This window comes from Faecalibacterium sp. Marseille-Q4164, from assembly GCF_017377545.1.
Lineage (GTDB): Bacteria > Bacillota > Clostridia > Oscillospirales > Ruminococcaceae > Faecalibacterium > Faecalibacterium duncaniae.
In genome coordinates this window covers 399,264-411,410 of record NZ_JAFREJ010000001.1, presented here as the reverse complement: position 1 = coordinate 411,410, position 12,147 = coordinate 399,264, and the positions used below count along the sequence as shown (strand labels likewise).

Annotated in this window: 13 protein-coding genes and 1 other annotated feature; of the genes, 1 reads left to right on the top strand and 12 read right to left on the bottom strand. The window is 56.8% G+C overall.

The genetic code is table 11. The annotated features are described in order from the left end of the window. Window positions 1-15 precede the first annotated feature (15 nt). Window positions 16-483 carry an ACT domain-containing protein gene (locus J3352_RS01970; RefSeq protein ID WP_097771966.1) on the top strand — a complete coding sequence of 156 codons (468 nt, stop codon included), beginning with the start codon at window positions 16-18 and terminating at the stop codon, window positions 481-483. Between the two features lie 96 nt (window positions 484-579). On the opposite strand, the gene tyrS is transcribed toward J3352_RS01970, so the two are convergent. From tyrS to nusB, 12 genes are all read right to left on the bottom strand, one after another. Continuing rightward, window positions 580-1,797 carry a tyrosine--tRNA ligase gene (gene tyrS / locus J3352_RS01965; RefSeq protein WP_097771967.1) on the bottom strand — a complete coding sequence of 406 codons (1,218 nt, stop codon included), beginning with the start codon at window positions 1,795-1,797 and terminating at the stop codon, window positions 580-582. A 66-nt stretch (window positions 1,798-1,863) separates the two neighbouring features. Further along, window positions 1,864-2,116: a binding site (T-box leader), on the bottom strand. Window positions 2,117-2,150: 34 nt separating this feature from the next. Continuing rightward, window positions 2,151-3,827: a DNA repair protein RecN gene (recN, locus tag J3352_RS01960; RefSeq protein WP_005934201.1), complete on the bottom strand. Its 1,677-nt coding sequence runs from the start codon at window positions 3,825-3,827 to the stop codon at window positions 2,151-2,153. Window positions 3,828-3,845: 18 nt separating this feature from the next. Beyond that, window positions 3,846-4,334, bottom strand: coding sequence for an arginine repressor (locus J3352_RS01955; protein WP_005934198.1), 489 nt, complete (start codon window positions 4,332-4,334; stop codon window positions 3,846-3,848). Window positions 4,335-4,362: 28 nt separating this feature from the next. Then, on the bottom strand, window positions 4,363-5,214 hold the full coding sequence (locus J3352_RS01950; protein WP_097771968.1) for an NAD(+)/NADH kinase: 852 nt from the start codon (window positions 5,212-5,214) through the stop codon (window positions 4,363-4,365). A 34-nt stretch (window positions 5,215-5,248) separates the two neighbouring features. Beyond that, the gene (locus tag J3352_RS01945) at window positions 5,249-6,052 is read right to left on the bottom strand and encodes a TlyA family RNA methyltransferase (protein WP_035394439.1); all 804 of its coding nucleotides are present in this window, start codon (window positions 6,050-6,052) and stop codon (window positions 5,249-5,251) included. Next, a complete protein-coding gene (gene dxs / locus J3352_RS01940) occupies window positions 6,049-7,926 on the bottom strand; it encodes a 1-deoxy-D-xylulose-5-phosphate synthase (protein WP_005934168.1) in 1,878 nt (625 codons plus the stop codon). Before dxs ends, J3352_RS01945 begins: the two co-directional genes overlap by 4 nt. Window positions 7,927-7,962: 36 nt before the next feature. Further along, the gene (locus J3352_RS01935) at window positions 7,963-8,433 is read right to left on the bottom strand and encodes a divergent PAP2 family protein (protein WP_005934165.1); all 471 of its coding nucleotides are present in this window, start codon (window positions 8,431-8,433) and stop codon (window positions 7,963-7,965) included. A 28-nt stretch (window positions 8,434-8,461) separates the two neighbouring features. Further along, a complete protein-coding gene (locus J3352_RS01930) occupies window positions 8,462-9,343 on the bottom strand; it encodes a polyprenyl synthetase family protein (protein WP_097771969.1) in 882 nt (293 codons plus the stop codon). Between the two features lie 12 nt (window positions 9,344-9,355). Further along, entirely contained in the window at window positions 9,356-9,571 is a 216-nt protein-coding gene (gene xseB / locus J3352_RS01925) for an exodeoxyribonuclease VII small subunit (RefSeq protein ID WP_223383781.1), read from the bottom strand. Continuing rightward, window positions 9,549-10,772 (bottom strand): exodeoxyribonuclease VII large subunit, encoded by a 1,224-nt coding sequence (xseA, locus tag J3352_RS01920; protein ID WP_005933704.1) that lies wholly within the window; start codon window positions 10,770-10,772, stop codon window positions 9,549-9,551. Before xseA ends, xseB begins: the two co-directional genes overlap by 23 nt. After that, a complete protein-coding gene (locus tag J3352_RS01915; RefSeq protein WP_005933703.1) occupies window positions 10,763-11,701 on the bottom strand; it encodes a glycoprotease in 939 nt (312 codons plus the stop codon). The genes xseA and J3352_RS01915 overlap by 10 nt, the downstream gene beginning before the upstream one ends. Beyond that, window positions 11,698-12,141, bottom strand: a complete 444-nt coding sequence (gene nusB / locus J3352_RS01910) for a transcription antitermination factor NusB (RefSeq protein ID WP_005933702.1) — start codon at window positions 12,139-12,141, stop codon at window positions 11,698-11,700. Before nusB ends, J3352_RS01915 begins: the two co-directional genes overlap by 4 nt. Between the last annotated feature and the right edge of the window lie 6 nt (window positions 12,142-12,147).

Genomic DNA, 12,147 nt, shown 5'->3' with positions numbered 1-12,147 from the left:
ATTGGAGTGTTCATTATGTATGGTGTTTCCAAAATCAACATTGAGCCCAGCCTGATGATGATCAGTGTGCAGGATGTGGAGTTCAAGGGCAACAGCCTGGCCCGCTACCTGCAGATCTTTGCCGATACCGGCGTTGTGGTGGATATGATCAGTCAGAGCGCCCCTCACGGTACCAACATTGATTTCAGCTTTACCGCATCTGCCAGTGATCTGACACTGGTGATGAAGGCCATTTCTGCCGCCAATCTCGACAAGGATGCCAAGGCTTCCCCGCTGATCAGCGTTGGTTACTCCAAGCTGAACCTCTTCGGTGAGGACATGGTCACCAGCTGCGGTGTAGCTGCCCGGGCCCTGAACGCACTGGCCATGGCTGACATCGAGGTTCTGCTCATCACCACCAGCGATCTGGATATTTCTCTGCTGGTGCGTAGTGAGAACGAGGACTCCGCTTACGATGTGCTGAAGAAGGCCTTTGGGCTGTAAGTGCCCTTCTCTATAAACATTACACAAACGTAAAAAGCCCGGCGGCATCCAAAATCGGATGCCGCCGGGCTTTTATCATACGCTGGTTCTAAAAGATTACAGAGTCACTTTGTGGTAGATCTTCTTGCCCTTCTTGATGACGATACCGTTCTTCAGCTGATCAGCGGTAAAGCTGACAGTGGGAGCGCCCACCTTTTCACCATCCACCAGGACACCGCCCTGCACAACCAGGCGGCGGGCCTCGCCGTTGGAAGCGGCCAGACCGGCCTTGACCATGAGAGTCAGAATGCCGATGGAGCCATCGGTCAGATCCGCTTCGGTCAGCTGAGTGGAGGGCATGTGCTCAGTGTCGGCAGCACCGCTGAATAGGGCACGGGCAGCGTTCTGGGCCTTCTCAGCCTCTTCCTCGCCGTGCACCATTTTGGTCAGCTCGTAGGCCAGGATCTCCTTGGCCTCGTTCAGACGCTGATCCTTCCAGGTGCTCATCTCATCAATCTGCTCCAGCGGAAGGAAGGTCAGCATCCGGATGCACTTCATCACATCAGCATCGCCGACATTGCGCCAGTACTGGTAGAACTCAAAGGGACTGGTCTTGTTGGGGTCGAGCCAGACCGCATTGCCTGCAGTCTTGCCCATCTTCTTGCCCTGAGAATCAGTCAGCAGAGTAATGGTCATCGCGTAGGCATCCTTGCCCAGCTTGCGGCGGATCAGCTCAGTGCCGCCCAGCATGTTGCTCCACTGGTCATCGCCGCCGAACTGCATATTGCAGCCGTAGTGCTGGAACATGTAGTAGAAGTCGTAGCTCTGCATGATCATGTAGTTGAACTCAAGGAAGGACAGGCCCTTCTCCATGCGCTGCTCATAACACTTGGCGCGGAGCATGTTGTTGACGGAGAAGCAGGCACCCACATCACGCAGCAGCTCAACATAATTCAGGTTCAGCAGCCAGTCGGCATTGTTCAGCATCAGAGCCTTGCCCTCAGAAAAATCGATGAACTTCTCCATCTGCTTCTTGAAGCAGGCTGCATTGTGAGCAATATCCTCCTTGGTCAGCATTTTGCGCATATCGGTACGGCCAGAGGGGTCACCGATCATGGTGGTGCCGCCGCCGATCAGGGCAATGGGCTTATTGCCAGCCATCTGCAAGCGCTTCATCAGGGTCAGGGCCATAAAATGGCCTGCAGTCAGGCTGTCTGCAGTGCAGTCAAAGCCAATATAGAAAGTGGCCTTGCCGTTGTTGATGAGGTCAATGATCTCATTGTCGGTGATCTGGGCTACCAGACCGCGAGCCTGCAGTTCTTCGTAAAGGGTCATGGGATTATCCTCCTGTTTTATCGGGCAGAGGACAAAAGAAAACGCCCCCTGCCAAAAATGAATTTGGCAGAGGGCGAGAAAATCGCGGTACCACCTCTGTTTGCCGCCCCCTCACGGAAACGGCCTCACGAGTGCGCCCCACAGAGATGGGATACACTCCTGCGTTTGTAACGCTCGCACGCGGCACAGCCTACTAGCCAAAGCATTCAGCCTGCAACTCCGGGAGGTATTTCCCCTGTTGTTCTGCACACCCCTTGCACCAACCGGGGTCTCTCTGGGCAGACACTAACAAGGTACTTGTTCCCTTCAACGTCTTTCAACAAAAATCAGTTTAGCACAAATCAGCAGGGTTGTCAATCACCGGTTTCATGCTCGGCCAGCCCCAGCATCTCTCTGGCATTGGCACGGGAAAGCTCCGTGACATGGTCACCAGAAATGATATGCGCCAGTGCGTCCACTCTTCCCTCGGTATCCAGCGGGTGGATCTCGGTATAGGTTCGCTCATTCGTGATATTCTTCTGGATAAGCAGATGGCAGTCGGCCAGTGCAGCGATCTGCGCTGTGTGGGTGATGCAGAGGATCTGGTGATCTTTTGCGCTCTGTTTGAGCACCTCACCGATGCGGCTGGCCGCCTTGCCGGATACGCCGCTGTCGATCTCATCGTAGATGACCGTAGGCACTGCGTCCTTATCGGCCATGGCATTTTTGATTGCCAGCGTGATACGGCTCAGTTCACCGCCGGAAGCGATTTTTGCCAGCGGCTTGGGATCCTCACCGGGGTTTGTGGAAATATAAAACTCCACGCTGTCCTGGCCATGGCTGGCCAACGGGCCGCGGGTATGGCGCAGGGTCATGCGGACACCGGGCATGTTCAAAAAATCCAGTGTGCCGGAGATGCGCCTGTTCAATTCCTCAAAGGCTTTCAGGCGGGTCTGGGTCAGCACCTCGGCCTTATCCCGGGCAAGTACATAGAGCCGATGCTTTTCAGCCTGCAGATGCTCTGTCCGCTCCTGTGAGAATTGGATGCGGTCCAGCTCTTCCCTTGCCTGCTGTCCAAAGGCGATGATATCTTCCACAGTATCACCGTATTTTCGCTTGAGCTTGTAGATCAGATCCATCCGCTGTTCGATCTCATCCAGCTCTGCATCATTCGTCTCGTAGCCCTCCAGCCGCCCGATCAGGTCAGCAGAAAGGTCTTTTGCGGTGTAATAAAGATCCAGCAGCTGTCCGGCGGCAGCAGAAAGGCCGCTGTCCAGTTGGGCGGCTCCATCGATCGCATTGGAGGCTTCCCCCAGCAGATCAACGGCACCCGGGGCATCATCTCCGCCCGAAAGCAGCGCATAGCTCTGGGAGATGCGCTCCCGGATGGTGGAGGCATTTGCCAGCACCTTACGGCGGGCCATCAGCGTCTCCTCTTCGCCTGCGGTCAGGCTGGCATCCTCGATCTCCTGTACCTGATAACTCAGCAGATCGATCTTTCGCTGTTTTTCACCCTCATCGGTGATGATGGCATCCAGCTCCTTTTTGACCTTGATAAGCTCCCGGTAAACAGCATAATACTCCTGATACACCGCCCCGTTCTGGGCGTAGGCATCCAGGATACCCTCATGGCGGGCCGGGTTCAACAGGCCTACGGAATCGTGCTGGCCGTTGATGTTGATGAGCCCACCGCACAGTTCCCGCAGAATGGCTGCTGTGGCAGGCATTCCGTTGATGCGGCAGGTGCTCTTGCCCTCGGCAGTGATCTCACGGCTCAGGGTCAGCGCTTCTGAGCGCTCATATCCTGCCTTTTCCAGGCTGTCCAGCACTGCAGGCGGAACATCATCAAATGCCGCCCGGATGACTGCTTTTGCAGCCCCCGTGCGCACCAGATCCTTGGAGGTGCGGTTGCCCAGAATGGCATTGATGGAGTCGATCAGGATAGATTTGCCCGCACCGGTCTCGCCGGTAAGGACATTCAGGCCCTTCTCAAAATGCACGTTGGCCTTCTGGATGACTGCAACATTTTCAATTTGCAGACTGCTCAACATGTTCGTTCTCTCCTGCCTTTATTTCTGCCCGATGTAATGCCCAAGCTCGGTGCAAATGGTCTTTGCGTCCCGCTCTGAGCGGGCCACGATCAGAAAGGTATCGTCACCAGAAAGGGTGCCGACCACATTTTTCCACTTGAGTGCGTCAAACACCTCGCAGGCCGCATTGGCCATGCCAGAGTAGCACTTTACCAGCACCACATGGCCCGCAAAGTCCACCCCCAGGACAGATTCATGGAAGATGGTCTCAAACCGGGCCTGCATCTTGGGGTTAAGTGCCTCGCTGTGGCTGGAAACATAGCGGTAGCCGGTGGTGGTGGCAGCTTTGACAAGGTTCATCTCCCGGATATCGCGGGAAATGGTCGCCTGTGTGGCATCAAAACCTTCCTTGCTCAGGTACTCCAACAGAGTCTCCTGTCGGCTGATGGGATTCTCCTGGATCAGACGCAGGATGGTCTGCTGCCGCTGCTGCTTGCTTTTGTTATCCCCTCGGCTGGTGCGTCCCATGTGATCTTCTCCCTTCGTTGTGTTTGTGTCATCGTCTGCCGCGCAGTTTCTGGTCAATGGCCTGGAACTGGTCGGCCTTGCTGAAGGTGATGAGCTGCACGACCTGATCAGACAGCCGCACCTCCGCGGTGGCTCCGGCTTTTACGGAATAGCCCGCATTCCCATCACAACTGATAAAAACTTCTTCATCTGCCACCTGGCCCACACAGAGGTTGATCTTGCGCTCCTGCGCAAAAACCATGGCCGGGCTGGCAAGGCTGTGGGGGCAGATGGGTGTGACAACGATGCCCTTGGTCTGAGAATCAAGGATCGGCCCGCCTGCCGCCAGAGAATAAGCGGTGGAGCCGGTGGGCGTTGCCACAATGACACCATCGCCCCGGTAATGCTCCACCAGGATATCATCACAATAGATGCTGAAATCCACTGCCTGCTGCAGGCGGCCCTTGGTCATAACCACATCATTCAGGGCATGGCCCTCCCAGCTGTCATCCCCCAGCACACGGACATAAAGCAGCATCCGGTTATCCAGAAAATATTCACCCCGGGCTACGGCGGAGAGCTTGGCTTCCATTTCATCGACCTCACAGGTAGCCAGAAAGCCGCACCGGCCCAGATTGATGCCGAGAATGGGCTTTCTGTATTCCAGTGAGAGGTTGGCTTCATGCAGGATGGTGCCATCTCCTCCGATGGTCAGGATGACATCCGTCCGTTCCAGGCATTCCTTCTGGGTCAGATACTCCACGCCCATGGTCATGCACTCGGCCTGCAGGCCGTCCTGCATCAGCACCTGTGCCCCATGGGTCAGCAGGATCTGCGCCGCACGCTGGGAAATGCCGTAGGCCATAGCCTTGCCGGGGTTTGGGGAAATGTAGACGGTCATCGTCCGCGCCCTCCCTGATTTTATGGATTATGGTTCAGCGGTCCAGCGTAGAATGGCTGGATACCACCACCTGTTCAGCAACCGAATCATCCAGCGCACCGGGTTCATCGCTCTTCTGAACGAACATCAGATATTCAATGTTTCCCTCAGGGCCCTTGACGGGGCTGAAATCCAGTCCGCAGACCTTGAAGCCGTTGGCAGCAGCATAGCCCATGGCATTGTGCAGCACCTCACGGTGGGTGGCAGGGTCACGGACAACGCCGTTTTTGCCCACCTTTTCGCGGCCAGCCTCAAACTGAGGCTTGACCAGGCAGACACCCATAGCGTCCGGAGTGGTGATGGCCTGCGCCACCGGGAAAATATGATGCAGCGAGATAAAAGAGACATCTACACTGAAAAACTCGATTGGCTCTGCCAGCTGGTCAAGGGTCACGTTGCGGATGTTTGTGCGCTCCATATTGACCACTCGCTCATCGGTGCGCAAACTCCATGCCAGCTGACCGTAGCCCACATCCACTGCGTAGACCTTGACTGCCCCATTTTGCAGCATACAGTCGGTAAAGCCGCCGGTGGATGCGCCAATGTCCATGCAGACTTTCCCCTTGGGGGTCAGCGGAAAACACTGCATCGCCTTTTCCAGCTTCAGGCCGCCGCGGCTGACATAACCGATATCATGGCCGCGCACCTCCACCTTGGCATCCTCTTTGATCATCTCACCGGCTTTGTCTACCTTCTGTTCATTGACAAAGACCACGCCGGACATGATCATCGCCTTGGCGCGCTCACGGCTCTGGATCAGACCATGCTGAACCAGATATTGATCCAAACGAATCTTCAAGATTCTGCTCCTTTCCATGTACGGATGGCCTGTGCCAGATGTTCAGCATCCAGGCCGGTGCTCTGCTTGATCTGCGGAACCGTCGCATGGGGCAGACGCACATCCTCCACACCACGGTGGATATAAGCACCCTGCCAGCCTGCTTTCTGCAGAGCCATTTCCAGATGCTCACCGATGCCGCCGCAGGCTACGCATTCCTCCGCAAACAAAACAACGTCATATCTTGAAATTTCAGAAATAAGCTCAGGTGTAAAGGGATATATCTTTACAAGCTTATAAACATCACAGGGAACGTTCTCTTTGCCCAGAAGCTTCGCCGCAGTCAGCACATCCTCGACTTCGTCGGCGTAACTGACCATTACAGCCTTGGCATCAGGGGCGGTATAGAGCCGGTCATATTCCCTGCCGGAACAGCCAAACTGCGCCAGTGCTACGCTCTCACCACCGCGGGGATACCGGATTGCCCGGGGGCCCTGCATCTCATCACTGAGCAGGATGGGCAGCCAGTGCCGCAGTTCGGCATAGTTGGAGGGCGAATAGACAGGGATCCCCACCTGACTGAGGAAGGCCGGGTCGAAGATTCCCTGATGGGTCTCGCCGTCTGCCGGAACAAAACCGGCACGGTCGATGGCAAGGACAACATTCTCCTTCAGCAGGTTCACATCATGGATGATCTGGTCATAGGAACGCTGCAGGAAGGTGGAGTAGATGCAGACTACCGGCAGCATTCCCTGGCTGGCAAGGCCCGCTGCAAAGGTCACAGCATGCTGCTCTGCCATGCCCACATCAAAGAAGCGCTTGGGGTGGGTGTGTGCAAAGAACTGCAGGCCCGTACCATACTTCATTGCGGCCGTGATGGCACAGATCTTCTGGTTTTCCGCGCCCTCCTTGTTCAGGACATTGCCGAACACCGTCGAGAAAGACTCCTTGGGAGCCACCTCAGGGTCTGGGATGCTGTTGACCAGATCAAAGGTCGAAACACCGTGGAAGTTACCGGGGTTGCTCTCAGCCGGGGCATAGCCCTTGCCTTTCTTGGTCACGACATGTAGGAAATGGGGGCCGGGCTGCCTGTGGATATCGCGCAGGATTCCTTCAAGCTCCGGCTCATTGTTACCATCAAAAGGACCATAATAGTGGAAGCCCATATCCTCAAACATGGTCGAATGATACATTGCCCTGCGCACCATAGCCTTGCTGTTCTGGATCGCAGATTTCAGCGGCGGGCCGATGACAGGCACGCCATCCAGAAAGGAACGCACATTTTCCTTGGCATCGTAATAGCGGCTGGTGGTGCGCAGATGGCTCAGGTAGCGGGACAACGCGCCCACATTCTTGGAAATGGACATCTTGTTGTCGTTCAGGATGACCAGCAGATTGTCCAGCCCGCCGATATTGTTCATCCCCTCGTAGACCATACCGCCGGTAAAGGCACCGTCACCAATGAGGGCAACCACCTGTCCCGGCTCGCCCCGCAGCTTTTTGGCCCAGGCAATGCCCACAGCCAGCGAGAGCGCGGTGTTGCCGTGACCGGCAATAAAAGCATCATGCTCACTTTCGTTGGGGTTCGGGAAACCGGAAATGCCATCCAGCTGCCGCAGCTTGGCAAAGCCCTCGCGGCGGCCGGTCAGCAGCTTGTGGGTATAGCACTGATGGCCCACATCAAACACGATCTCATCCGTGGGGGTGGTCAGCACCCGGTGCAGAGCCACCGTCAACTCCACAGCACCCAGATTGGATGCCAGATGGCCGCCGGTCTTTGATACGTTATCCAGAAGAAATTCACGGATTTCTGCGCAAAGCTGCACGGTCTGCTGACTGGACAGCTTTTTCAGATCGCTGGGCTGAGAGATTTTCTCCAGCAAAGGCGAATTCATAAATTCACGTCCTTCTCACGTTTTGAAATGGGGCGCTCAGAGGCCCATAGGATAGAGGAAGCCGACCAGTATACCCAGTGCAAAACCGGCCATAACCTGCAGCGGAGTGTGACCAACCATCTCTTTCAGGTGCATATTCTGCAGGAAGGGATTGTTTTTCTCGGTCACTTCGATCCACTGCTCCAGCATCTTGTTCAGCACCTTGGCCTGCTCGCCGGTCTCGCGGCGCACACCCATAGCATCGTGCATGGTGATGATGGCAACAACTGCGGCCACCGCAAAGATAGCCGAATGGATACCCTCGCTGCGTGCCGTAGCAATGACCATGGCCGTTACCGTGGCGCTGTGGGCACTGGGCATACCGCCATCGCCCCACATCCGCTCCAGCTGGAACCTGCCCAGCAGGACGAAGTTGATGATGGTCTTGAGCACCTGCGCCACAAACCAGGACAACAGGGATACTGTAAGGATCTCATTGAACGTCAGGACGCTATGGATAAATTGCATGGTAGTTCCACCTTCTTATTTTTTCGGATCAGCTGCGGCGCACCAGCAGCTCTTTTGCCAGCTGCTCCAGGAAAGCGGCCTTTTCGCCAAATTCCTCGTGCAGGGAGGCGCAGGTCTCGTTGTTCAGTTTTTTTGCCAGCTCCATGGCACCCTCGGCCCCATACAAGGTCACAAAGGTGGTCTTGCCGTTCTCACTGTCGCTGCCAATGGGTTTGCCCAGCTGTTCGGCGGTGCTGGTCACATCCAGCACATCGTCCACGATCTGGAACACCAGACCAATGCCGAAAGCATAGTCCTCCAGCTCCTTGCACTGGGTCTCATTGGCCTGAGCAGCGGCAGCACCCATCTGAACAGCAGCATTGATGAGCGCACCGGTCTTGTTCCGGTGGATCAGCCGCAGCTGCTCCTCGGTGGCAGCCAGTGCCTCATATTTCAGGTCAAGCTCCTGCCCGTAAACCATGCCATGGCTGCCCGCACCAGCGCCCAAGGCCTTTGCGGCCTGCACACTGACAATGGGCGAAGCCGGCGCATTTGCGACCACGTTGAACGCCTCGGTCAATAGTACATCGCCGGCCAGCATAGCAGTGGATTCACCAAAGGCCTTGTGGCAGCTGGGCTTGCCCCGGCGCAGGTCATCGTTGTCCATGCAGGGCAGGTCATCATGGATCAGAGAATAGCAGTGCAGCATCTCGACCGCCGCCGCAAATTGCTCGGCTGCTTCAGCGCTGCCGTTGAGCATATCGCACACGGCCAGAACCAGCACTGCGCGGATGCGTTTGCCGCCGCCCAGCAGGCTGTAACGGGCAGCCCGGCAGACCTCAGATTCCTCGGGCAAAAAAGTCTCGCAGGCCTTTTCCAGTGCCTGATTTGCCCGGGCAAGATACTCTTGATACTGCTTCGCGTAATCCATGAAACTTCCTCCTTAATGTGCGGCATCCGGCCGGGGGGCCCGCTGCGCGTCGATCTCATCCAGCTGCAGCGTGGCCTTTTCCAGCGTACCGTTACAATAATCCATCAGGGATGCGGCTTCGGCATAGAGTTTGACCGATTCCGCCAGCGTTGTTTCCGGCTGCTGCATCTGTTCAAGGATGGCTTCCAGCCGGGTCATTCCATCCTCAAAGCTTTTGGGTGCTCTCATCCAGTTCCTCCACTGTATTGACCGTGCAGGTCACGCGGTGTTCCGTGCCCCGGAGTTTACAGGTCTGCCCGGGCCGGAGCGCATCCGGCGTGCAGATCCTTCCCCTATTGTCCTGCACCATGGCATAGCCGCGGGCCAGCACACCGTAGGGGTTCAGGGATGCGGCAAGTGCTGCCGTATGCTTCAGACGCAGCTCTCCGGCCTGCAGCTTACCTCTGGCGGCAGTTTGCAGCCGCCCGGCCAGAGTATCCAGGCGGGCAGCACGTTCCTCCAGCGCTGCCTGTACACCAGCACGGGAAAGCAGCTGTTCGGTCTGTTCCAGCCTATTATAACATAAACTCAGCTTAAATTGGATACAATTGTGAATATTTTCTTCCAAAGTGCATAATTTTCGTCCTTGTTCGGCACGGTCGGGCACAGCAAGCTCTGCCGCCGCTGAGGGCGTGGGCGCGCGCTGATCTGCCACAAAATCCAGGATCGTAAAATCGATCTCGTGACCAATGGCGCTGATGAGGGGCGTTTTGCAGCGGTAGGCCGCCCGGGCAATGACCTCGGCGTTGAATACCCACAGATCCTCCCGGCTTCCGCCGCCGCGCGCTACAATGATCTCGTCCACCAGCCCGCTTTTGTCCAGCCGGGTAATGGCATCGGCGATCTCCTCTGCCGCTTCAAAGCCCTGCACATTCACAGGAGCCAGCAGCAGACGCACTGCGGGCCAGCGCCGACCGATGACATTGCGGATATCCTGCAGTGCAGCACCGGTCTTGCTGGTAACAAGGCCGATACACTGCGGGAACCGGGGCAGCGGCTTTTTATGCTCCGGTGCAAACAGTCCTTCTTTGTCCAGTTTTGCCTTCAGCTGTTCAAAGGCCAGCTGTGTCGAACCGATGCCGTCCGGAAACATGTCGTTGACATAGACCTGAAACGCACCGTCCCGCTCGTAGAGGGTCACACGGCAGCGCACCACCACCTTCATGCCCTCTTCGGGCTGGAAGCCCAGCCGCCGCGCATCGGAGCGGAACATCACAGCCCTGACGCTGGCGGCTTCGTCCCGCAGGGAAAAGTAGCAGTGCCCGCTCCGGGCGTTCTGCACAAAGTTGGCGATCTCGCCCCGCAGGGCCAGATCGAACAGAACATCATTCACGTCCAGCAGATTCTTGACGTACCGGTTCAGGGCCGAGACTGAGATCACTACAGCCATAATCCAGCCCCCTGTGCGGCAAGAATGGACACACCGATGGCGTTGTCGCTGGAATACTGCCCGGGCACGAAATACACCTGCGGCAGGCGCTGCTGCACCCAGGCGCGGATGATATCACTGCTCATCACACCGCCCGCACAAACCACCGGCAGGCCGGGGTATTCCTTCTGGGCGGCTTTTGTCATCTTGACCACAGTGTCTGCCACACAGAGCAGGCAGTATTTGCAGACATACTCCGGGGTTTTGCCCTCATTCAGCAGGGCGTTGCACTGATTTTCCAGCCCCGAAAGACTGCACTGCATCCCCTTCACGCTGGATCTGGGCTTAATGGGTTCCTCACACAAGGCAGCCAGACGGGAAACTTCCACACCTGCCGGGAAGCCAAACCCCAGCTTGACCCCCACACGATCCACTGCCTGCCCGGCGTATAGGTCGGTGCTGGTGCCCAGTGTGGTGATTTCTTTTACCTCATTGCAGAGCAGAAGATCCGTTGTACCGCCTGAGATGTGGAAGAGCAGCACTTTCTGGCGGAAGAGTTCTTCCCCTTTTGCTGCAAACAGCGCTGCCGCCGCGTGTCCCTGCTGATGGGTGGTATGGATGAGCGGGATGCCCCGGGCCTGCGCAAAGGCTGTGGCCGCGCTGACACCCGCCAGGAAGCAGGGCATGTAGCTTCCCTCCACGGGGCGCGGTTTCTGGGAAACACCCACTGCCGAGATTTGGGTCAGATCAAACTCCCGGCCAAGCTCCTCCAGCATCTCGGGCAGAGCCGCGGTATGGTGGAAGAGCGCATCACTCTGCCGCAGGCCCAGTTGGCCCTCCTTGACCGGCAGAAAACGTTTCTTTGCGCAAACAACCTCTCCGGCTGTGTGAAAAACCGCCAGAGAGGTTGCATAGTTGCTTGTGTCGATGCCCAGCGTATAGTGGCTCACTGTTCTTCCGACTCCACCGGCTCCGTATCCAGACCCTGCTCACGGGCAACAGCACCCAGCAGACCATTCACGAACTGATAGTCCTCATCTGCGCCGTATTTCTTGGTCAGCTCCACAGCCTCATTGATGACAACACCGGGCTTACGCTCGTCGCCATACAGCATCTCAGCCAGAGCCAGACGCAGGACAGTCAGGCTGACGCGGGGCAGGCGCTCCATGGTCCAGTTGCGCAGATGGTCACGGATGAGGTCATCCACCTCTGCAGAGTGGCTGTAATAGGCACTCAGCAGGCGCTGGCCGAACACATCCACAGGACGCTCTTCGCCACACTCGTTGTTCGTATCCAGTGCTTCCTGCAGGGGCACATCACCAAAGGTCTGGGAAAAAGCCAGCAGGAACGCATTCTCACGGGCTTCACGACGGGGCAAAATATTTTCCATAATCTT